At 69.3% G+C, this 21,076-nt stretch carries 21 protein-coding genes and 3 pseudogenes; 13 read left to right on the top strand and 11 right to left on the bottom strand.

Annotation, left to right across the window (positions count from 1 at the left end):
- Positions 1–87: 87 nt before the first annotated feature.
- The gene (locus BG418_RS08975) at positions 88–687 is read left to right on the top strand and encodes a hypothetical protein (protein ID WP_188273185.1); all 600 of its coding nucleotides are present in this window, start codon (positions 88–90) and stop codon (positions 685–687) included.
- A 182-nt stretch (positions 688–869) separates the two neighbouring features.
- Here the strand turns inward: BG418_RS08975 and BG418_RS08970 are convergent.
- A pseudogene (locus tag BG418_RS08970) lies at positions 870–1,301 on the bottom strand (LysR family transcriptional regulator substrate-binding protein); the annotation flags it as partial.
- Between the two features lie 325 nt (positions 1,302–1,626).
- Between BG418_RS08970 and BG418_RS08965 the strand changes: the two are divergent.
- Together BG418_RS08965 and BG418_RS08960 are read left to right on the top strand one after the other, a co-directional pair.
- The gene (locus BG418_RS08965; RefSeq protein WP_188273184.1) at positions 1,627–1,824 is read left to right on the top strand and encodes a hypothetical protein; all 198 of its coding nucleotides are present in this window, start codon (positions 1,627–1,629) and stop codon (positions 1,822–1,824) included.
- A gap of 531 nt (positions 1,825–2,355) precedes the next feature.
- Positions 2,356–2,664 (top strand): hypothetical protein, encoded by a 309-nt coding sequence (locus BG418_RS08960; protein WP_188273183.1) that lies wholly within the window; start codon positions 2,356–2,358, stop codon positions 2,662–2,664.
- 222 nt (positions 2,665–2,886) lie between these two features.
- Here BG418_RS08960 and BG418_RS08955 read toward each other — a convergent pair.
- Positions 2,887–3,203, bottom strand: a pseudogene (locus BG418_RS08955) (transposase); the annotation flags it as partial.
- Between the two features lie 43 nt (positions 3,204–3,246).
- Here BG418_RS08955 and BG418_RS08950 point away from each other — a divergent pair.
- Positions 3,247–3,525 (top strand): hypothetical protein, encoded by a 279-nt coding sequence (locus BG418_RS08950; RefSeq protein WP_223184549.1) that lies wholly within the window; start codon positions 3,247–3,249, stop codon positions 3,523–3,525.
- 7 nt (positions 3,526–3,532) lie between these two features.
- Here the strand turns inward: BG418_RS08950 and BG418_RS08945 are convergent, their stop codons facing one another.
- From BG418_RS08945 to BG418_RS08930, 4 genes and pseudogenes are all read right to left on the bottom strand, one after another.
- Positions 3,533–4,078, bottom strand: coding sequence for a DUF6817 domain-containing protein (locus BG418_RS08945; protein ID WP_188273182.1), 546 nt, complete (start codon positions 4,076–4,078; stop codon positions 3,533–3,535).
- A 73-nt stretch (positions 4,079–4,151) separates the two neighbouring features.
- Positions 4,152–4,720: pseudogene (locus tag BG418_RS08940) on the bottom strand (transposase); the annotation flags it as partial.
- Between the two features lie 81 nt (positions 4,721–4,801).
- Positions 4,802–5,629 carry a class I SAM-dependent methyltransferase gene (locus BG418_RS08935; RefSeq protein WP_188273181.1) on the bottom strand — a complete coding sequence of 276 codons (828 nt, stop codon included), beginning with the start codon at positions 5,627–5,629 and terminating at the stop codon, positions 4,802–4,804.
- A 148-nt stretch (positions 5,630–5,777) separates the two neighbouring features.
- Complete coding sequence (locus BG418_RS08930) at positions 5,778–6,335, bottom strand: TetR/AcrR family transcriptional regulator (protein ID WP_188273261.1); 558 nt, start codon at positions 6,333–6,335, stop codon at positions 5,778–5,780.
- A gap of 229 nt (positions 6,336–6,564) precedes the next feature.
- On the opposite strand from BG418_RS08930, the gene BG418_RS08925 reads away from it, so the two are divergent.
- The 6 genes from BG418_RS08925 to BG418_RS08900 all read left to right on the top strand — a co-directional run bounded on the left by BG418_RS08925 (position 6,565) and on the right by BG418_RS08900 (position 12,887).
- A complete protein-coding gene (locus BG418_RS08925) occupies positions 6,565–7,524 on the top strand; it encodes an alpha/beta fold hydrolase (RefSeq protein ID WP_188273180.1) in 960 nt (319 codons plus the stop codon).
- A 267-nt stretch (positions 7,525–7,791) separates the two neighbouring features.
- Entirely contained in the window at positions 7,792–8,238 is a 447-nt protein-coding gene (locus BG418_RS08920; protein ID WP_188273179.1) for a GNAT family N-acetyltransferase, read from the top strand.
- A gap of 313 nt (positions 8,239–8,551) precedes the next feature.
- A complete protein-coding gene (locus BG418_RS40810) occupies positions 8,552–9,496 on the top strand; it encodes a helix-turn-helix domain-containing protein (protein WP_317453572.1) in 945 nt (314 codons plus the stop codon).
- Positions 9,497–10,212: 716 nt separating this feature from the next.
- The gene (locus tag BG418_RS08910) at positions 10,213–10,818 is read left to right on the top strand and encodes an RICIN domain-containing protein (RefSeq protein WP_188273177.1); all 606 of its coding nucleotides are present in this window, start codon (positions 10,213–10,215) and stop codon (positions 10,816–10,818) included.
- A gap of 266 nt (positions 10,819–11,084) precedes the next feature.
- The gene (locus BG418_RS08905; RefSeq protein WP_188273176.1) at positions 11,085–11,495 is read left to right on the top strand and encodes a hypothetical protein; all 411 of its coding nucleotides are present in this window, start codon (positions 11,085–11,087) and stop codon (positions 11,493–11,495) included.
- A gap of 585 nt (positions 11,496–12,080) precedes the next feature.
- A complete protein-coding gene (locus tag BG418_RS08900) occupies positions 12,081–12,887 on the top strand; it encodes a hypothetical protein (protein WP_188273175.1) in 807 nt (268 codons plus the stop codon).
- A 115-nt stretch (positions 12,888–13,002) separates the two neighbouring features.
- Here BG418_RS08900 and BG418_RS08895 read toward each other — a convergent pair whose 3' ends face one another.
- Positions 13,003–13,911, bottom strand: a complete 909-nt coding sequence (locus BG418_RS08895) for a helix-turn-helix domain-containing protein (protein WP_188273174.1) — start codon at positions 13,909–13,911, stop codon at positions 13,003–13,005.
- Between the two features lie 137 nt (positions 13,912–14,048).
- Between BG418_RS08895 and BG418_RS08890 the strand changes: the two genes are divergently transcribed.
- Complete coding sequence (locus tag BG418_RS08890; RefSeq protein ID WP_188273173.1) at positions 14,049–14,966, top strand: MBL fold metallo-hydrolase; 918 nt, start codon at positions 14,049–14,051, stop codon at positions 14,964–14,966.
- A gap of 34 nt (positions 14,967–15,000) precedes the next feature.
- The gene (locus BG418_RS08885) at positions 15,001–16,521 is read left to right on the top strand and encodes a carboxylesterase/lipase family protein (RefSeq protein ID WP_188273172.1); all 1,521 of its coding nucleotides are present in this window, start codon (positions 15,001–15,003) and stop codon (positions 16,519–16,521) included.
- Between the two features lie 5 nt (positions 16,522–16,526).
- On the opposite strand, the gene BG418_RS08880 is transcribed toward BG418_RS08885, so the two are convergent.
- Positions 16,527–16,964, bottom strand: coding sequence for a VOC family protein (locus BG418_RS08880; protein ID WP_223184548.1), 438 nt, complete (start codon positions 16,962–16,964; stop codon positions 16,527–16,529).
- Between the two features lie 5 nt (positions 16,965–16,969).
- Positions 16,970–17,209: a hypothetical protein gene (locus BG418_RS08875; RefSeq protein WP_188273270.1), complete on the bottom strand. Its 240-nt coding sequence runs from the start codon at positions 17,207–17,209 to the stop codon at positions 16,970–16,972.
- A gap of 247 nt (positions 17,210–17,456) precedes the next feature.
- Between BG418_RS08875 and BG418_RS08870 the strand changes: the two genes are divergently transcribed.
- Positions 17,457–18,440, top strand: a complete 984-nt coding sequence (locus tag BG418_RS08870; RefSeq protein ID WP_223184547.1) for a pentapeptide repeat-containing protein — start codon at positions 17,457–17,459, stop codon at positions 18,438–18,440.
- A gap of 113 nt (positions 18,441–18,553) precedes the next feature.
- Here BG418_RS08870 and BG418_RS08865 read toward each other — a convergent pair whose 3' ends face one another.
- Both BG418_RS08865 and BG418_RS08860 read right to left on the bottom strand, forming a co-directional pair.
- On the bottom strand, positions 18,554–19,969 hold the full coding sequence (locus tag BG418_RS08865) for an amidase (protein WP_188273171.1): 1,416 nt from the start codon (positions 19,967–19,969) through the stop codon (positions 18,554–18,556).
- 97 nt (positions 19,970–20,066) lie between these two features.
- Entirely contained in the window at positions 20,067–20,810 is a 744-nt protein-coding gene (locus BG418_RS08860; protein ID WP_188273170.1) for a thioesterase II family protein, read from the bottom strand.
- Positions 20,811–21,076 lie beyond the last annotated feature (266 nt).

The following is a 21,076-nucleotide window of genomic DNA, read 5'->3' as shown; positions in this document are numbered from 1 at the left end:
GCCGCGTTGCGGGGCATGCCAGGCAAACGTCGGATGGGAGGCGTGTGCCGCCGCGTCGGCGGTGCCCGTCGACTGGAGGGATGCCTGATGTTCGTCCGAACCATGTACGTAACCGGTGACCCGGCCGAGATCGAAGGAGCGATCGACCGGCTCCGTAACGAGGGTGTGCCGGCGGTGTCCAAGCTGCCCGGCTTCAAGGGCGTGGGGTTGTTCGCCGACCGTGAGCTGGGCAAGCTCATGTCCGGAACGTGGTGGGAGAGCGAGCAGGCCGACCGGGACAGTGACGCCGAGCTGGCCGACAAGCGTGCCGAGTGGATCTCACCGTTCGCCCGGACGGTGACGGTCGACCACTGGGAGGCGGCGTTCTCCACCCAGCCGCGTCCGCAGTTGACCAGCGGCGGGTTCCGGATGAACCGGGTGGACTTCGACCCGAAACAGCTGGACCGTGCGGTGCAGGCGTTCAAGGACTCGGTGGTGCCCGGGCTCCAGGAGATCGACGGTTTCCTCGGTGCGGCCATGCTGGTCAACCGGGCGGACGGCCGGGGATCGGTCGGCATGCTGTACCGGGACCGGGCGGCGCTGATCGCCTCTCGCGGGCCGCAGGCGCGTGTGCGCGGTGAGGGTGTCAAGGCGACCGGCGCCACCTTCCGCAGCATGGAGGAGCTGGAAGTCATCCTCGTGCAGTGACATCCTCGCCGCCTCGAAGGCAGCGATGTCCCCACAGTTGGATGCGAAGTGGGAGACGTTTGGCGGCACCGCCCCGGAGCAGGGCTGAGGGCTTTTCTGGACACCCCGAGCGGTGCGCGGGACGCCGGCCGTCGCATCCCATCGAGGCTCGCCCGCAGCCTGCGCCCCGTCGGGTGCACTGCTCACTGTCGAGAGTTGCTGTGAGCGGGGAGGCGAGGGGCGTCCTGATGGATGGTTTGGAGGAACGCCTGGACGAGGGGACTGTTGCTGGTTCGGGGCCAGGCGGCGACGTACTCGAAGCGGGGGAGGTGGGGGAAGGGGAGCCGGGCGGTGTCGGGGCGGGCGTAGTACTGCTCGGCCCGCGCGGATGCGAAGGTGGCCCCCTTGCCGGCGCCGACCATGGCCAGCGCCTCTTGCCAGTAACCGGCGACGAGACGAGGGATGGGCCGCCCCGAGGGCGTCTGGCGCGGGCAGTGGTATTCCTGCCAGTACTGGGGTATGGCCGCAGCGAACGTGATGATGGTTGTGGCTGCCAGGTCCTCCAGCGTCACCGTGGCGGAGCGGGTGAACGGGTGCTGGTGGTGGACCAGGAGCTTGCGGTCCTCTGCGATGACAGGTCGGCATTTGGGCCGTGGGCGGCACCTGACCTGGCCGCGACGGCCTGCCGACGTAAGCGGATAGCCCCCCTAACTTGCCGCAGCAGTACGGGGGTTGAGCGAGCGGGCCCAGGCCGAACCCTGCCCCCGGGTTCGGTGCACCCACGGCGTCGGGTGCGTCGCGTATTTCACCCTGGGAGCCAAGCTACCAGTGAGCGGACCCCCACATATCGTTCGCGGCGCCTTGCTCGGACTGCAAGGAGCCGCCGCTGTCTGGCCGACAACGGTGCTAGGTCCTGTCTGATAAGTGATCAAGCTATGGGCGGGCGAAATCGTCGGCTGTGTGGCCACAAAGTCAGCCGTAGCCATCGAGGCCCGCTGGTACGTGGAACTTGACTGGTCCTGCCAAGGCCGCAGCGGCACGATCCGCGTCGATGATCCCGGCGGGCCGTTCGGGACAACGGCCATCGAGGGAATGCCGCACTACTGGTACGGCAGGAACGACGTGGGCGCGCATGCCTGGGTCCCGTACGCCGGATAGTCCCGTCGGCGAGCGGACCCGCACGGATCGGGGCGGCGGGCCGTTGCCGTCGTCACCGGGGCGCCCACGGCTCCGGCGTGAGCATTTTCGGAAACAGAATGGCCTGAAATATCACGGCGCGACATGGACGCCTCTGACTCCATGCCGCAGAATCTAGCTCGTGATCGGTCCGTGAAGATCGCGAACTTCTTTTCCTTGGGACGCTCGCCCTGCGGCAGGCTCCTTCTTCAGTGGCACATGTTGCGCTCGGCCGTTCTCCGCTAATCAAGCGCTGCGCTGCGGCGGTTGACCACCGTGCTCAGTCTCCCCTCTCCAGATCGAGGTTGCATGCGCACTAAAATATTGGGCTGCCTGTTCGGCGTGGCCTCGATGACCGCTGTCGCGCTGATCGGCGCCCCCGGCGCTCAGGCCGCTCCGCCCACCGCCTCCCACTCGGCCCACGCGGCCACCATCAGCGTGCCGGCCGGCGAGAACAGCGCGACCATGACGGTGGGCGGAAGCACAGTGACCGTCACCAGGTCAGCACCCTCCGTGGCCGTACTCACCTGCACCGTCAGCCCCGGCAAGCCGTACCACGGCGCTGCCGGCGTGACATCCACGGTGTGGGCCCACTGCAACAGCAACGCGGCCACACTGTCGTTCGGGACGGCCCTGTACTTCTACGGATCCAACGTCAGTCAGAACAATGCGACCAAACACAACTGCACATCGTGCTACGTGACCGTTACGGCGCCCTACCAGGCCGGCCAATGGAAATCGGGCGCGATTCTTGGATACTTCGACAGCAGTGGGAACGGGCAGTTCACCGATGAGGCGTACAGCGCAACGGCGAGTCTGTAAAGAGCCGTTGTCGTACCGATCATGGAGCTCGTTGATCGAACGGGAGTCGCGTTCGGGTGATCGCGGTGAGGGCGGCGTATGAAGGCAGGGCCTCCTGCACAGCTCGTGGATGTCGAAGCCCGCGCAGAGGTTCGGCTCATGTCACAGCTCGATGCGCTGGATGTCCCGCAAACGGCGTTCACGGCTCAACCTCGCAGGCGGCGAAGTCTGTTCGCCCGGTGGTCACGGCAGCAGATCGCGTAGCCACAAGATCAGCGAACACACCTGCAGTCCCGCCTGGTAACGGGTGGCAAGCTTGTCGAACCGTGTGGCGACGGCCCGGAACTGTTTGAGCCGGTTGAAGCAGCGTTCCACGACGTTCCGGTGCTTGTATGCCTCCCGATCGAAGGCGGGGCGGCGGCCGCCGCCCCGCCCTTTCGACGCCGGTTGCCGACCCGGTCGGAGCGTTCGGGGATTGTGGCCTTGATGCCACGACGCCTGAGCGCGGCCCGGATAGCCCGGGAGGAGTACGCCTTGTCGGCCAGCACCAGGTCAGGTCGGTTTGCCTTCCAGGCATGCCGGTTCGGGCTGGAGGGCACAAACGTGAGTACGTCCGTGGCGATCACGGCGTGCACTTCCACCGCCCCGCCGAGCCGCCCGGCTCGGGTGGCGGATCGGCGAGCTGGGAACGGTGCCTTGGCCGTCGAGGACGGGCTCGTACCGGCCCGGGAGCTCGGGCAGCACGAGTCTGTCGGCGCGGGGCTCCGGGCGTTCGTCAGCCGACGCATGCAGCGGTGCCGAACGCTCGTTAAGACCTCGGTGGCGATCGCCGACCTGGAGCGGGCGCAGCGTCACCATGAGGCGTATCCGCCGGAGGATTGAGGAATTGTCAATTCCTGTGGATGGGCTGGTCCAGCACGCTGCGGCAGTGTGCCCAGGCCGGCGCGGACAGCAGCGGCCTCCACCGAGTGAAAAGGTCAAGTAGGTCGGCGCCGTAGCGGATGCGGACCTCTGGACTGATTGCGGCGATGTCCAGCTCGTTGGCGGCGGTAAGTTCGGCGAAGTCCCGACGCGCTTCGAGGCTCGGATACATCGGTGCGCCGGTGAACCGATCGACGAATGTCCCTCGGTTATCGGCCAGTCCGGAGTAGGAGGACTTGCGGTCGCAGGAGGCGTAGAAGTAGACGAGTGCTTCGGCCTCGACGCCGATCGCCTCGACCAGTTCCGCCCGGCACCCCAGGTCCAGCAGCGCGACCGGGAACCCATCGGTCCCGTAGAACGCGTGACACAGCCCAGCCGATGCCAGCGCCGAGCGAGCGCCCCACGAGGCGAGAAGGTCGCTGACTCGCTGCAGGTGCGCCAGCAGCGTTCCGCCGGGGTGCTCGATCCTTTCGGCTCCGGCCGCCTGCAAGATCGCCAGCGCCGCTGCGGTCATCTCAACATCACCCGTCCGAACGATCGCTGTATGTTCTGAAATCAACCATGATCATAGGGCGGAAAGCTGCCGATCATGCTGCAATCGCGTCAGCTCGTTCGGCCAGAAGCCCGCGTTCGCAGCCTGCGCTGGCGCGGTCGAGCGGGACGAGGTGGGCGCCGTTGACGGCCCGCCAGCGGGCCTGGGCGGACTCGACGAGTTTGAACACCATCGCGAGCGCCGCGGCACGGGAGTCGACGCCCTTGGTGACCTTCGTGCGGAGGTGGACGGTGGCGAAGGTCGACTCGACGGGGTTGGTGGTCCGCAGGTGGATCCAGTGCTCGGCGGGGTAGTCGAAGAAGGCCAGCAGGACGTCCTGGTCGCCGGTGATCTTCTCGACGGCCTTGGGGAACTTCGCGCCGCGGAGCTTGGCGAAGGTCTTGATGGCCCGCTCGGCGTGTTCGCGGTCCTCGGCGTTGTAGATGTCCTGGATCGCCTTCTTCGCCGTCGGCTGTGCCGACTTCGGCATGGCGTCCAGGACGTTGGCGGTTTTGTGAACCCCGCACCTCTGCTCGCGGGTGGTGGGGAAGACCTCGCGCAGGGCCTTCCAGAAGCCGAGCGCGCCGTACCGATGGCGAGCACGGGGGCGCGCATGCCCCGGCGCGCGCGCAACCCCGTACTACGGGCTGGTGGCGATGCGTGGCGCCCACCGGCCGGGCTGGCTGTCCATCGATGTTCCCGTGCTCAACGGCTTGCCAGCAGCCCGTACAGCAACGGAATCCGGGGCTGCGGCAGCTGCCACCAGCCGGTCGGCGTCCGAACCATCTCCGGCCAGCGCGGCCACGGCAGCTCGTCGCTCTCCCGCAGCCTGTCCATCGTCATCCCCGCCTCTGTGACCGCGTTGACGACCTCGGCGATCCCGTGCATCCACTCATAACAGTCCGTCGCACCCTCGACTGCCGGACCGTCGGTGTACGTACGGCTCGCGTCGCGGTGCACGGGTCCGCTGCCGCCCAGGTAGTCATGCCGTAGGAGCAACTCGTTCCCCTCGCCGGGCGCGGGCGACGGGCCGAGCGCGTTCAGCAGCGGATGGAACTCCACGACATACAGCCGGCCGCCGGGACGCAGCAGTTGTGCCACGATCTGCGCCCACCGCGCGAGATCCGGCAGGTAGCACAGAGCACCCTTACCGGTGTAGACGACGTCGAAGCGCCGTTCTCCCAGAGCTTCGACGGCGTCGTACACATTGGCCTGGACATAGGTCACGTCGGACCCCGCCCGCTCCGCGATGTCCCGAGCCGCCGCCACCGAGGCCGCGGAGAAGTCCAGCCCCACCGCCCGCGCACCGCGCTGCGCGAAGGCGAGCGTCTCGGTCCCCAGATGGCACTGAAGGTGCAGAACGTCGCGTCCGGCCAGTTCTCCGAGGTCCTCCCACTCGAAGGGGGCGAACCACCGCTCGGAGTCGAGGCCCTGCCCCAGCCCGTAGAACCGGCTGCCCACGTGTACGGGAGTACGCGCATCCCAGTTGGCCTGATTGACCCGCATCAGCCGCTCGTGCTCGTTTGCACTCATGTGGTCATTCAACCCCGGGGCCACGGGGTTGGGTGTGGAGTCGGGCGGATGCGTCGGCGATCGCCGTGAATCAGTGCCCGGGCCCGGCAAGGTGAAGGCTGTGGAGTGCCGAGAGGTGCGGTCCCTGAACTCGCCGAGACCGAAGGGGTCATGAGGGTCCGTCAGCGCCAGGTGGCTGTGGTTGCCGCAGTCCCTGGAGGAGCAGTTCGATCAGGCGGCGGGGGTCGTAGCGGGGATCGCTGTCCTGTCCGATACAGAGGTTGCCGATGCCGCGCATCAGTTCGTAGGGCTGTACGCCGGGCCTGATCTCGCCCGCGTCGACCGCCGCGTCGAGCAGTTGGGCGCAGACGGGCATCAGCCGGTCGAGGAAGTCGGTGTGCAGCGCGGCGAACCGGTCGCTGTCGGAGTGGAGGGCGTCGGCGAGTCCGTGCTTGGTGACCAGGAAGTCGACGAAGAGATCGACCCACTGACGTAGTGCCTCGAACGGGAGGGCGGCTTCGGCCAGCAGCTTCGGGCCGGCCTCGGCGCACGCTTCGATCTGGTGGCGGTAGACGGCGGTGACGAGGTCCGCCCGGGTCGGGAAGTGGCGGTAGAGCGTCCCCAGTCCGACGCCCGCGCTGGCGGCGATCTCCCGGATCGGCGCGTCGATCCCGGAGGTCACGAATACCTCTGCGGCGGCATCGAGCAGCGTCTGCCGGTTGCGCATCGCGTCTGCCCGCTTGCTGCGGGCAGACGCCTCCTTGGGCTGGCCGTCCGGCGTGGGCACCACGCTCTCCTTCCGATCACCGATAGTTGACGAAACGGATCGTCGATCCGTATCGTAAGTGGAACGGTGATCCGATTCGAGGATAGCCGAAGCCGGGCGCTCCGGACCGCCTTACCCGCCGCTGCCCGCATGCGACCAGCGGCAGAAGCCATCGAAGGGCATTCCCACCATGAGTGAAGCTGCATACACAGCCGACACCGACATCCAGCCCACCCCCGTCGTCTCGGTCAGCCCGGTGGTGCTGCCGGCACCCGGCCGTGCCGCGGACCTGCACGTGCGCATTTCCGCCCCGGCGACCGGGAGCGACCTGCCGGTCATCCTCCTGTCGCATGGTCTCGGCCCCTCGAACAACCTGTCCTCGCTGAACGGCTACGCCCCCCTCGCCAACTACTGGGCGGCACACGGCTTCGTCGTGATCCAGCCCACCCACCTGGACTCCAGGACGCTGAGCCTGCATCCCGACACCCCCGGGGCCTCGCCGCACTGGCGCACCCGTGCCGAGGACATGACCCGCATCCTCGACCAACTCGACGCGATCGAGGACGCCGTGCCGCAGCTCGCCGACCGCCTCGACCCCAGCCGGGTCGCCGTCGCCGGGCACTCCATGGGCGGCCACACCGCGAGCCTGCTCCTCGGCGCCCGGCTCACCGATCCGCACGACGGAAGTGAAGTGGAACTGGCCGAGCCCCGGATCAAGGCGGGCGTGCTGCTCGCCGCGCCCGGCCGGGGCGGTGACGCCCTCACCGAGTTCACCGTCGAGAACTACTCCTTCTTCCTGACCACGGACTTCTCCAGGATGACGACGCCCGCGCTCGTGGTCGCCGGCGACAAGGACGACTCCGCCTTCCTGACGGTCCGGGGCCCGGAGTGGCACACCGACCCGTACGCCCTCTCCCCGGGCCCCAAGTCCCTGCTCACCCTGTTCGACGCCGGGCACGGGCTCGGCGGCATCTCCGGATACGACGTCGCCGAGACCACGGACGAGAACCCCGAGCGGGTCGCCTCGGTCGCCCGGCTCACCTGGGCCTACCTGCGCAGCGAGCTCTATCCCGGGGACCCCGCCTGGCAGACGGCGCGCGACGCACTGGCCGCCGGCCCCGACCCGCTCGGACGGATCGCGTCCAAGTAGGCAGACGGGACGCCGTCTGCGCGGTTGCCGAAGCCGCGTGCCCTGGCCAGTGGCTATGTACCTGAGTGATGGATGACGGGCATCAACGCCTCGTACGTGGGCGCCTGGCGGGGTGATCCGGTCTCCTGGCCCGGAGCTGCGGCTCGGCACTCGCCGTGACCTGCCGGAGGCCCCGGCCCGACACGGCCCTCTCCGCAGCCCATACCTGCAATTCCCCGCACGGCATCGCCAGTTGACGCCCACAGCAGACACCGATTTGCTGGTCCGATGAACGACCTGCGTGTCCAAACGGTGGACGATGACGCCTCGATCCGCGATTGGCAGTACGCCCACAACCTGATCGTCCCCGGCGACGTGCTGTCGCTCGACGACGTCCGTGCCCGCACTGGCCGCAACCTCATGGAGGTCGCCTACCTCGGCGACGCCCTGATCGGCTGCAGCACCGTGCGCCCGCCCACCAAGGACAACGGCGCCACCGCGACGGTCATCGCCCGCGTTCTGCCCGAGCACCGCCGCCGCGGACTCGGCACTCGACTCTACGAACGCGCCCTGGGCCAGGCCCGCGCGCTGGACGCTCAAGTGATCGAGACCGTAGTGCTGGCGTCGAATCCGGACGGGCTGCGCTTCGCCGAACAGCACGGCTTCGTCGAGATCGACCGCTATCTGCTGCGCGAGGGCGACACCGTGCCCTGGATCGACCTGCGTCTGAGTTGATCCGCCGGACGGGCCTCAGTTGTAGAGCAACTCGTAGGCAGCCTACGCATCCTTCGCGGTCACGGCACTGGCGAGCAGCTACACAGGCGGGGGTCGGCGATTTCCGGCCCGTCGCGGGTTCGAATGTCTGGTTTGATGCTTCCTTCCTGTCGCGGCGCACCGCAAGCATGCGGGGCAGTCCCGGGAAAGGCCGCAATGCTTTCGGTCCTGTCCGAACTGTGTGGTTGTCGGCCGGGCCGCGGAGGCAGAAGGAAGGCAGGGGGAGGCGGCACGAGTGCTGCGTGTGCGTTTTACGGCTGAAGATCTGCTGGCGGTGACCTTCGCTCCGGCCCCGGCACCGCTGATCGATCTGGAATTCGCCGTCGCCCTGGTCCAGCGCCGCCAGGTTCCCCCGGTGCTCAGTCGCTGGCAGCACAGGGCGCGGCAGTCATTACCGCGCGATGCGTTGCCTTTGCTGTCTCTGATACCGCCGACGGCCCTGGGACCGATGTTCCTCGACCCGCTCAGTCAGGGCTTCGAGGACGGTCTGGACGCGGTGCGGGCAGCCCCCGCCGAGCTGGTGCGCGGTCACTTGCGGCGACAGTGTCCGGCCCGACGCCCGCTCACCCCGTGGGTGCGCGCTCTGGCCGACCAGGACGGCGAAGCCTGGCGTGTACTGGAGCGGGCCCTGCGCGCAGCCCACAACAGCCTGGTGGGCCCGTCCTGGAGCCGCGTCCGGTCGAACTTCGATGCGGAGCGGGTCTGGCGGACCCGGCTGATGGCCCAGCACGGGATTCGTACGGCTCTGGCATCGCTGGCCCCGGGCGGCCGGTGGGAGGGCACGACGCTGATCTTCGACTGCCAGGAGGACGTCCAGGTCATGCTCCGTGGCCACGGCGTGGTCCTGCTGCCGTCGGGCTTTTGGGCCGAGCGCCCGATCGTTGCCGTCCACGACCACGCCCCCAGCATCCTCATCTACCCGTCGGCGGCCCCGCTCCCGCTGGTCGACGAGCGCACCGACACCGAGCCACTGGGCGCCCTGCTGGGCCGTACTCGCGCGGCAGTCCTGGAACTCCTCGCCCGGCAGCACACCACAACCGACGTCGCCCAGGCGCTTGAGATCAGCAAGCCCTCCGCCTCCCAGCACGCCAAGGCCCTTCGCGAGGCCCGGCTGATTACTACTCAGCGCGTGGGCAAGGCCGTCTGGCACGCGTGCACCCCCTTGGGCATGGACCTCCTCGCCGCGGCCACCGACCTGCCGTCCACCCCGACTGCCTGACGACCGCCCGGGAGAAGGCCGCGCACGCGGCGCACCCGGTGCAAGGTGTGAGCGACTTGGGGCCAGAGCCATCGCGATGAGAGTGAACTGGCCGTCGGCACCTGGGTGGTTACCACTGCCGGTGGGGATCAGCGCCCCTGGGGAAACCATGCCGCTGCTCCGTAGCGTGCAATGCCTCGCAACACGTCGGCCCCGCCGCTGCCCGAACGATTCAGCCCTCGCTGAAAGCATCGCGGCGCAGTGCCGCGCTGGGCAGCCTGTACACGCCAACTGGCAGTCGGCCTTTGCGTCGAGGAGACCGCCAAACCGCCCATGCCGCACGTTCTCTGCTGTCGTCCGGACCCGGTGTCGGCATCCCTCCGTGGAACTGATCGGCTCCTGTGGGTGATCAAGCGCACCCACGCTAGAGAGGAGCCGGCCTGGATCGGCAAGGCTCCCTCGGCCACCCCGCGCAAGCCGTATCCCAGCTGGGCAGGGTTGTTCGGCCCTGCTGGGAGGGGGTGCCGAACAACTGTGGGGCTGCTGGAGTTGGTGCCCGGTGCCCCGCTCAGGCCGTGACATCAGACGGCGGGAGCCGCGTGGGACTGGTGTTACCGACCTGGTCGGGAGCGCCAGGGCCGTACGTACGCGGCGCGGCGGGCGACACCCGCACGACACGTCAGACACGCCGAAAAAACCGGCGACACGTCACAACTGTCGAGCTCAGGAGGAACGAAGTGCCTCACACAGTGAAAATTACGGCGGCTCTCGTCGCGTTCGCCCTCGCGGGAGGGGCCGGACCCGCCCTGGCCGCCGCGGACGTATCCGGCAAACCGGCCGCGCAGCCCGCCGACGGGGCGGTGATGCAGAAACTCACCAGGGCGGAGATGCGCTCTCTGGCCCAGAAGTATCCCGCGCAGACGAAGCGGATGAGGGAAGTCACCGGCAGGGCGGACGCGGTGGCTTACCGGATCTACAACTGGCATAGCGACAAGTGCCTGGCGATCGGGTCCAGCAGTACGGCCAACGGCGCGAACGCGATCCAGTGGGACTGCATCGACAGCAACGCGCAGTTCTGGTACGCGGACGACGACCTGCACATCCTGAACTTCAACAGCGGCAAGTATCTGGCGATCGGGTCCAGCAGCACTGCCAACGGTGCCAAGGCCATCCAGTGGGACTACACCGGCAGCGACGGACAGCGCTGGTACGGGGACAACGACCACCACATCATCAACCTGCACAGCGGCAAGTACCTGGCGATCGGGTCCAGTAGTACCGACAACGGTGCCAAGGCCATCCAGTGGGACTACACCGGCAGCGACGGACAGCGCTGGTACTGAGTCAACTGCCTCTCCTGGGGCCGGAGACGGACCGGTCCAGGGACGGGCAGTGGGCTGCGAGAGCCGAGCATGAAGGCATCGCGAGGGCGGCAGACGAAGCCGTGCACACCGCACGGAAGGCCAGCGGGCGCGTTCCCGCCCCGCTTCCGTTGGCCACGCGTGGTGCTGCGGCGGGGGAGGCGTATCGGTCGGGCAGGTTCCCGGTCGTGTGCCCGAACCCGCGGCACAGCAACAGACCGATCGAATAAGAGAGTAAAGAGGAAGCCATGCCCATACGGAAGATCGTCGCCGCTGCTGCGACGGCCGCTGCCATCGGCGCGCTCGCGGTGCCCGCGTCGGCGGCCGGGAAGCCGTTCCACGCGCCCGAGTCCATCACGGCCCGGAAGCTGACCGCTCCGACCACGGTGGCTTTGGCCTACCGGTGCAAGCCGGGCGTGGAGCGCTCGCTCAACATCGGGCTGACCGCGCCGGGAACGGACTTCAACATGTGGGTGGAGGGACCACAGGTCGTCTGCAACAACAGGTGGCAGCAGTTCACGGGGGTGCTCACCGAGTCACAGTTCGGGCTGGACCGCAAGCCCACGCCGGGCGAGCGAGTCACCGTGTGGCTGTCGCTCTACAGCGGCCACCGTGACATGCCGGTGGCCCGCGAGATGCGCACCCTCACCGCCAACTGACCACCCCGCCGGGCAGGGCCGCCCGGCAGGACCGGTGCCGGAGCACGGCCGGGCCTGCGCCGCTCCGTCGCGACACGTATGTCCGGCGACTGGACAGCGGCGTGGGTCCGGTCAGCGGCGGACGCGCTGCCGAACCCGTCCCGTTGCACACCGACTGCCTCGCCGTCTGGGACCGCTCCGGTGTAGGCGGGGTCGCTGTGCCGGCCCTGTCTGCGGGCCGGGGGAGGCGAACGTCCCTTCCCTCACGCTCGTACGGGGGCAGCCCTCGCGCATCGTCCCCGCTGCAAGCGCCTCTGGTGCAGACGAGGCCGCTCGGCCCGGGCGCGGTCCTGTGGCGAACGAAGCGGGACCATGGGGGTGGTGAGGGGGCGGCTCGATCCGGCGTGAGGGGCGGGTGCTGCCTTGGGTGGCGACTGCCGGGGCCCGGTTGGGCCATCCGTCTGGCATCTCCCCCCGTGCGCCGCGATCACCACCATGTGACGCTCACCAACAGGGCTGCACACCATCGGTGCCCTGACAGACCGGACCGCGCTACCCATGCAGGACGGCCGCACCGGTGCAGCCCCCTACGAAACGGAGCGCACCATGTCTCAGAAGAATGCCACCGCCGTGGCACAACTGACTCTGGCACTGGGGACCCTGACCGCCTTCGCGATCACCGCCGCCGCACCCGCCACGGCCCTGCCCCGCACGGAGCCCCGGCAGCCGCATCCCGCACACAGCACGCCCCTCGCTGCCACGGACCACTACCTCAAGCAGATCACCGAGACCGCGGCTCCGGCCGACCGGGTGGGAGCCGGTGCGGACCGGCTCCAGGACGCTCCCCACGCTCTGGTCGCGGAACCACCCCTCGACCCCCTCGCAGCGGGAATCGACGCACTCAGCCAACCGGTCTCCACACTTGAGACCATCGTGGCAATCAGGGGGAAGATCCCCCTCGCGTTCAAGGAACTCCTGCCCCCGGAAGTGGTCGGTTTCTATCGTGGTCTGACCAGCGAAGAAAGAAACATTCTCAAGGAAGTCGCGAGCAGTCATCAGGAATTCCAGACCGAGGAACAGGCCCTCGAAGCCCTCAAGGAAAGATCCCAGAAGCTCTACGGCAAGGCCGTCGAGCTCAGGCAGCTCCTGAAGACAAAACTCGATGCTCTCAACCCGGCAGCCAAGACGTTCATCGACAGCCTCGTGGAGGAGGCAAAGGTTCTCAGGCCCAAGGGAGGCGAGCGTCCCAACCTGCAGGAAATCCAGCAGAAGGCCAAGGAAATCATCGAGAAGTACAAGGCGCTCTCCGATGAAGCGAAGGAGAGCCTCAAGACTAACTTCCCCAAAATTACGGGCATCATCCAGGACGAGAGGTTCCTAGCACTGGCACCGTCGATTTTCTTTGAAGGCTGAAGCCGAAGCCACGCGGAAGCTGACCGCCGACCCCGAAGGCACCCGGCTGAGCCATATGGTCTGTCCAGCGGCAGGACGTGCACGCGGCTCGCCCAGTGAGTGTCACCGGACTGCCTTAAGTCTGTTGGGTTGGCTTCTTGGGAATGCCGATGCTGTTCGCGTGCGGCGCCCGGCTGTCACTCACCTGTCGGAGGAGCGCGAGGGCTTCCTCGGAGGGGGAGCCGGCGGGGGTTGTGCACACGATGAGCGCCTGGTCCGGTGAACGGGCGATCGACAGTGTCTGCTGTGTCACCGTCACCGTGCCGACGACAGGGTGGTGCAGCTCGTAGGAGGCGGCGTCGCACGGCGCCACGCGGTGGTCCGCCCACAGTGCGACGAACTCCGGGCTGTTCATTGTCAGTTCGCCGATCAGCTCGGCGAGCAGTGGGTCGTCCGGGTGCCTGCCGACGGTGATACGCAGGTTGCCGACCACTGCGCGGGCCTTGGCCTTCCAACTGGCGTACAGCTCCCGGCAGTGCGGGTCCAGGAACAGCATCCGGCTCATGTTCGGGCGTCGTGCCGGGTCGTCGGGGCCGTGGAAGTCCAGGTGGCCGGCCAGCAGGGCGTGCGCGAGGGTGTTCCAGGCCAGTACGTCCGTACGGCGGCCGAGCACTATCGCAGGGATGCCGTCGAGGGCGCGGAGGAGGTCGCGGGTTTCGTCGGTGAGCTTCTCGGGCCGCGGGCGGCGCGGCCGGGACGCGTGGCGGGCGGCGCCGGCGAGTCGGTCGAGGTGCTCGCGCTCATGGTCGTCGAGCAGGAGGGCGCGGGCGATCGCGTCGAGCACCTCGGCCGAGGCCCCGCGGGACTGGCCCTGTTCCAGCCGTGCGTAGTACGAGACGCTGACGCCCGCCGCCTGGGCCAGTTCCTCGCGCCGGAGCCCGGCCACCCGCCTGCGGGGCCCGAGGTCACGCAGGCCGATGTCCTCGGGTCGCAGTCGCGCCCGTCGGGCTTGGAGGAAGGCGCCGAGCGGGCCGGGTCCGTTCATCGCCCCAGTATTTGCTGCGCGGCCCGATCCCAGCCACACCCTGCGAGGGGTAGGACAACCCGGGAGTGGTGCGGGCCCGTCCGTGCGTCCAGGCTCGGTCTCATTCGGCGACATACCCCAGGCTTGAGGACGGACCCATGGATCAGAGCCCGGAGCAGATCACTCTTGGCGACGTCACCGTCACCCGTATCAAAGAGTTTTACGGCTCGGCGGAGATGTCCCCGGGCCAGTTCTTCCCGGGCAGCCCGGACGGCTCGTGGGACGAGCACCGTGCATGGCTGGCGCCCGACTTCTGGAACCCGCAGACGGACGAGTGTCACACGGCGGTCCAGTCCTGGCTGCTGCGCAGCGAGGGACGCACCATCCTCGTCGACACCGGCGTGGGCAACCACAAGGAACGGCCCTACGCCCCGGTGTGGAGCCGCCGGGACACCCACTACCTCGACCACCTTGCCGCCGCCGGCGTGCGGCCCGAGGACGTCGACATCGTGGTCAACACCCATCTGCACATCGATCACGTCGGCTGGAACACCCGTCTGGAGGGCCGGAGTTGGGTGCCGACCTTTCCCAACGCCACGTACTTGATGAACCGGCGGGACTTCGACTTCTGGGACCCGGCCAACGAGAACAAGACCGTACTGGGCCGCGGGAACCAGAACGTCTTCGAGGACAGCGTCACGCCGGTCCACCAGGCGGGACTCACCCACCTGTGGGAGGAGACGTATCGGATCGACAAGAACCTGCGTCTCGACCTCGCGCCCGGGCACACCCCCGGCTCGTCCGTACTCACCCTGGAATCCGGCGGCGATCAGGCCCTGTTCGTCGGGGACCTGGTGCACACCGCGCTGCAGGTCGCCGAGCCCGAGACCAACTCCTGCTTCTGCGAGGATCCAGTGGAATCCCGCGCCACCCGGCACAAGCTGCTCGGCAGCGCGGCCGACAACAACGCGCTCGTCTTCCCGGCGCACTTCGGCGGCCACGGCGCCGCGGAGATCGCTCGCAACGGGTCGAAATTCGCGATCAAGGAGTGGGCGGCCTTCTCCCGCATCTCGTGATGTCCCCTTCCAGTTCCAGAGAGGAAATGTTCCCGTGCCCCGACAGGCAGATCCGGTAGTCGAAACTCCCGCGGGCGCCGTGCGCGGCGTCCGTGACGGATCGGGCGAGCGCTACCGAGCCCTCCCGTATGCGGTGGCACCGGCCGGCGCCGGGCGTTTCGCGCCGCCCGCACCGCACCCGGGCTGGTCCGGCGTCCGCGACGGTACGCAGCCCGGGCCCACGGCTCCCCAGCCGGTCCGCGACTTCGGTCGGCTCGACATGACCCCCTACTTCGGGCCGGGCTGGGTGCCCGGCGAGGAGTACCTGACCGTCGATGTCCACACGCCCGCCGCAGACAGCGGCAGACGCCCCGTCATGGTTTTCGTGCACGGCGGCGGGTTCGTCACCGGATCGAGCCGGGCCGCGCTCTACGACGGGAACGCGTTCGCCCGCGACGGCGTCGTTCTCGTGACGGTGAACTACCGCCTCGGCATCCCAGGGTTCCTCGATCTGGCAGGTGCTCCGGCCAACCGCGGACTGCTCGACGTGCTGGCCGCACTGAGCTGGGTGCAGGACACCATCACGGCATTCGGCGGCGACCCCGACAACGTCACGCTCTTCGGCCAGTCCGCGGGTGCCACGCTCACCGGCGCGCTCCTCGCGACACCGCAGGCCAACGGCCTGTTCAGGCGAGTGATCATCCAAAGCGGTAACGGCACCGGCGCGTTCACCCCCGAGCAGGCGCAACGTGTCACCGCCGCGGCGGCCGCCGCGCTGGGCGTCGAACCGACCGCCGAGGCGTTCGCCCCGATCCCGGACGAGCGCTTCCTGGCGATCCTGCCCGCGCTGGCCGGCCTCGACCTGCGCACCAGCACTGCCACGGACCCCCTGGCCGGGCTCAGCCCGTTCAGCCTGGTCCTGCCGGTCCAGCCCGCCGACGCTCTCGCCGACGGCCCGGCCGCCGACGTCGACCTGCTCATCGGCACCAACACCGGAGAGGGGCACCTCTACCTCGTACCGCAGGGTCACCTGGAGTCCACCACGGAAGCCGACCTGCTCGCCGCCGCCACCCAGGCCCATCCAGACCCGGAGGCCGCCCTCGCCGCGCTCCGCGCGGCACAGCCGGGCGCGACACCCGGCGAGCTGCGCTCCGCCCTGCTCGGACAGGCACTGTTCCAAGCCGGTACGGAGCGCATGGCGCAGGCCCACGCGCGGATCTCCGGCGGCCGCACCCACCTCTACTCGTTCGGCTACCGCTCGACGGCCTTGGGCGGGCGACTCGGCGCCGCCCACACCGTCGAACTGCCCTTCGTGTTCGACATCGCCGACACACCCTGGCTGCACGGGGACACCTGCCTGCTCGGCCCCGACCCCGCCTCACCAGGACTCGCCGCCCGGGTCCATGGCGCGTGGGTCGCGTTTGCCCGCACCGGGAACCCGGGCTGGGCCCGCTACGACCCGCAGCGACCCACGGCGGAGATCCTCGGCAACCATCACCCGGATTCGCCGCTCTGGCCCCGAGCCGGTGCAGGCAGGACGGGGCGCGCCAGGCGCACCCTCGCTCCACCACCGTGACCCCATCAGGAGAAGTCTGCTTCCGTGATGCCATCGGGATGTCCGGGCGGCCACTCCACCAACTCGATCCGGTAACCGTCCGGGTCGGTGAGCCACGACGTCTTCGGGCCGTGGGGGCCGCCCAGGTGTTGGACGGGCCCCGGCTCCAGGCCGGATTCGGCCAGCGTCTCCACGGTGGTGGCCAGCGTGTCCACCTGGATCGCGAGATGGTCGAAACCGCTGCCCACGTCGACGCGTCCGGCGCCGGGACGGTGGGCCAGTTCGAGCGTGGCTGCCGGTTCGCCAGGGAACTTGAGAAGGACGAGGCGAGCCCCGTCGTCGCTCTGGGCCCGGACACGGCGGCCCGGTCTGCGCAGGCGCCCAAAGGGATCGAGCGTCAGCCTGCTGGCTGGGGGGAGCGGCCGGAATCTGTACGCCGCCTGCCCGTCGGTCCGGCCGGACATGGCGATCACTCGCTCTCGTGCGTCGGTCGGCCGCCGCCGCGCCCCGATGGGAAGGCGAGCTCGGCCCAGAGCGCGGCATCCACAGGTATCGGCACCGCCCCGGCGCGCGGCTGCCACACTGCCCCCGTCTGCGGATGGACCGGCACCAGCACCACGGCAGTGGCCGGCTCGCCCAACCCCGGTCCCGCCACGAGATGCCGCACACCAGACGAACCCGTCGAGGTCCTGCGGTACCTCTTCCGCATATAATTGGTGTACCCGTGGTGCGCGACGGCGTGATCGAAGGTCTCTTCCAGCATCTGCTCAAGTGCTGCGGCATCTACGCCGACGTTCTATCTCAAGCCCCGGACTCTCCGGCAGCGAGATGCGGCCACAGCGGTCGCAGCTATGTAGAGACGATAGGCTTGACCTGCCCGGACGGGGGCCCAGGCGGTCCGTCAGGGGTCCGATCAAGGGCCGTGCCGGGGCCGACAGCGCAGGAGATCACCCACCTTGTCCGAGACATCCGAGAACCGCGTGCACGAGCAGGTCCCCGCGGGCCGTCCCGCGGGCGACCGCTCCGAGCTGCGGGCCGACTGTGCGAACTGCTTCGGCCTGTGCTGTGTCGCGCTGGCGTTCTCCCGTTCGACGGACTTCGCGATCGACAAGGCCGTCGGGGACCCGTGTCCCAACCTCCAGCAGGACTTCCGCTGCGGCATCCACGACAAGCTGCGCCCCACGGGCTTCCAGGGCTGCACGGTGTACGACTGCTTCGGCGCGGGCCAGAAGATCTCGCAGGTCACCTTTGTCGGCCGGAACTGGCACGAGAGCCCGGACGGCGCCCAGCAGATGTTCGCCGCGCTCCCGGTGATGCGGCAGTTCCACGAGCTGCTCTGGTACCTCTCCGAGGCACTGGCCCGCCCGGCCGCCCGCCCTGTCCACCGCCAGGTGCAGGCGCAGCGGGAGAAGATCGAGCGCCTGACCCTCAGCGACGTGGACACCCTGCTCAACCTCGACGTGGCAGCCCACCGCGCCGAGGTGAACACGCTGCTGCTGCGCACCAGCGAGCTGGTGCGCGCCGAGGTCCGGGGCAAGAAGAAGGACCGCCGGGGCGCCGACCTGTTCGGTGCCCGCCTCAAGGGCGCCGACCTGCACGGGGCCGATCTGCGCGGCGCGTATCTCATCGCCGCCGACCTCAGCGGCGCGGACCTGCGGCTCGCCGATGTCATCGGCGCGGACTTCCGCGACACCAACCTCGCGGGCGCCGACCTCACCGACTGCCTCTTCCTCACCCAGACCCAGGTCAACGCGGCACAGGGCGACGCCGCCACCCTCCTCCCCGACGGCCTCGACCGCCCGTCCCACTGGAGCAACGACGCCCCGGCCCCGGCCACCCGCAAGGAAGCCGCACGCGGCGACGCCCCGCGCAAGGGCTCCCAGGGACGCAAGCCCGGCACCTCCGGCCGCAAGCGCTCCTCCGGCTCCCGGAACAAGTAACCGCCGTCCCGGCCGCCCCACGCAACGCCTCCGTACGCCCTTCCCCGTCACTCAGCGCCTCGGCAGCGGAGCTACCTCCGGTATAGCCACCGGCGGGGAGGAGGTCCGGCCCCTCAATCCACGTAAACCCCGGGCTGTCGCTCCGTCCAAGGCACTGCCTGCTCCAGCTGCGCCGCCACCCGCAGCAGCAGGTCCTCGCGGCCATGGGCGGCGATCAGTTGAACCCCGATGGGCAGGCCCTCGCGGCTCTGGCCCAGGGGGAGGCTGATCGCGGGGTGGCCGGAGACGTTGAACAGGGCCGTGAACGGGCCGTGTTCGAAGATGCGGCGGAGCCAGGAGCGGACGCTGTGGCGGGCGTCGTCATAGTCCAGGGTGCCGTGCGGGGCGGGGAGTTGGGCCAGCGTCGGGGTGATCAGCAGGTCGTGCTCGAGGAAGAAGCGGCCGATCGGCCGGGTCACCAGGTGCTGGGCCTCCATCGCGGCCAGGACGTCCAGCGCGGTGAAGGACTCGGCCTCGGCCAGGACGCGGCGCGAGACGCCTTCGAGTGCGGACGGGTCGGGTCGGCGCGGGGCGCCCCGCAGCACTGCGCCGCCGGTCGAGACGGCGCTGAGCATGACCGCCTCCACCAACTCGTCGGCATCGACGTCGGGGCTCGCCTCCGTGACGGTGTGGCCGATCCACTCCAGGACCTGGCCGACGGCGACGGTCGCCTCCGCGATCTGGCGGTCTACGGGCACGCCCGACCACGGCACGGTCGTCAGCGCGACCCGCAGTCGGCCCGGGTCGGTGCGGATCTCGTCGGCGTACGGGCGGGCGACCGGTGCCAGCGGGTACTTCTCGCCGACCGTCGGCGCGGATACCGCGTCGAGCAGGTGTGCCGCGTCCCGTACGGTCCGGGTGAGGCCGAACTCGACCAGCTGCCCGAAGGCGGCCTCGCCGGTGAGCGGTCCGGACGGGGTGCGGCCGCGGCTCGGCTTGAGGCCGACCAGGCCGCAGCAGGAGGCCGGGACGCGGATCGAGCCGCCCGCGTCGTTGGCGTGTGCGAACGGCACTGCTCCGGCGGCCACGAGCGCGGCCGAGCCGCCGCTGGAGCCGCCGACGCCCCGCTCCAGGTCCCACGGGTTGCGGGTGACGCCGTAGCGAACCGACTCGGTGGCGAAGTTGAGGCCGAACTCGGGGGCGGTGCTCTGGCCGAGAGCGACCAGTCCGGCGGTGCGGAAGCGGGCCATCAGATCGTGGTCGACCAGGGCGTAGGCGCCACGGATGCTGCGGCTGCCCAGGGTGAACGGCACGCCCTGGGTGAAGGGGCCGCTGTCCTTGATGACGAACGGCACTCCGGCCAGCGGCCCGTCCGGCTCATGCGCCGGGGCCGGGTCGAACAACGGCCCGGTCAGGGCGTTGAGATCGGCGTTCACCTGCTCGACCGCACGCCGGGCGGCGTCCTCCACCTCGGCGGCGCTCACTTCGCGCGTACGGATCAGCTCGCGCAGACCGACCGCGTCGAAGGCTGCGTATGCGTGCGGCTCCATGCGGTCGTCCACTCCTTGGTTGCGTGCTCGGGTCAGGGTGACATACGGGTACGAGCCGGTCGGCGCCGGGGTTCGACGGCCCCGGCGTCGGAACCGGTCAGCGGGCGTTCGCGGTCGCGATGTGCTCGCGGATCTCGCGGGTGATGGCGGGGAGGTGGTCGTCGACGAAGAAGTGGCCGCCCGAGAACACCCGCATCCGGAAGGACGCCGAGGTGTGCCGCTCCCACAGGGCGACCTCGTCGAGTTCGACCACCGGGTCGTCGTCGCCGGACAGGGCGACGATTGGGCAGCTCAGCGGCGGGGCCGGGGAAGGGCGGTAGGTCTCGATGGCGTGGTAGTCGCTGCGCATCGTCGGCAGGACCATCCGCAGCAGCGTCTCGTCGGCGAGTACCTGTGCGGTGGTGCCGCTGAGCCGCTTCAGCTCGGCGAGCATGTCCTCGTCGCTGCCGAGGTGGACATATCCGTCACGTACGACAGAAGGGGCACGGCGTCCCGAGGCGAACAGCCCCAACGGGACGGTGCCGCGCCGCTCCAGGCGCAGCGCGACCTCGTACGCGACGACGGAGCCCATGCTGTGGCCGAAGAGGGTGAGCGGCCGGTCCGTCCAGGGGGCCAGCTGCTCGGCGATGCGGTCGGCAAGGACGGATATGTCCTCGATGCACGGTTCGGCCAACCGGTCCTGGCGGCCGGGGTACTGGATCGCGAGCACATCGACCTCGGGCGAGAGCGACTGGGAGGCCTGGAAGTAGTACGTGGCCGAGCCGCCCGCGTGCGGGAAGCAGACGAGCCGGGTGGCGGCCTGCGGGGCGGGGCGGAACCGCCGGATCCAGGGGCTGCTCATGGACGATCCTGCCACGGTCGATCCTTCTTCCCAGGCGCACTTCGGGTGAAGTCCAGCATTCAAGTTCTTAGCGGAGTCGTCCATCAGCCTAGGGCTCGCGGCCGGCGCCCCGGGCGCCCGTCGGCGGTCGCGACGTGCAGCGCTTGACGATTCCGGGGGCGTCATGTGAGATACGGAACCGGGCGGTCAACCTCTTCTGGTGAACTTCCCGATCGAGTGTATATTTTGCGGCTGCCGCAGCCTGCCGCAAGCGGAAATTACGGTCG

Origin of the sequence: Streptomyces sp. CBMA152, assembly GCF_014596475.1 — a bacterium.
Taxonomy (GTDB): domain Bacteria; phylum Actinomycetota; class Actinomycetes; order Streptomycetales; family Streptomycetaceae; genus Streptomyces.
This window is presented reverse-complemented; position numbering and strand designations above follow the sequence as displayed.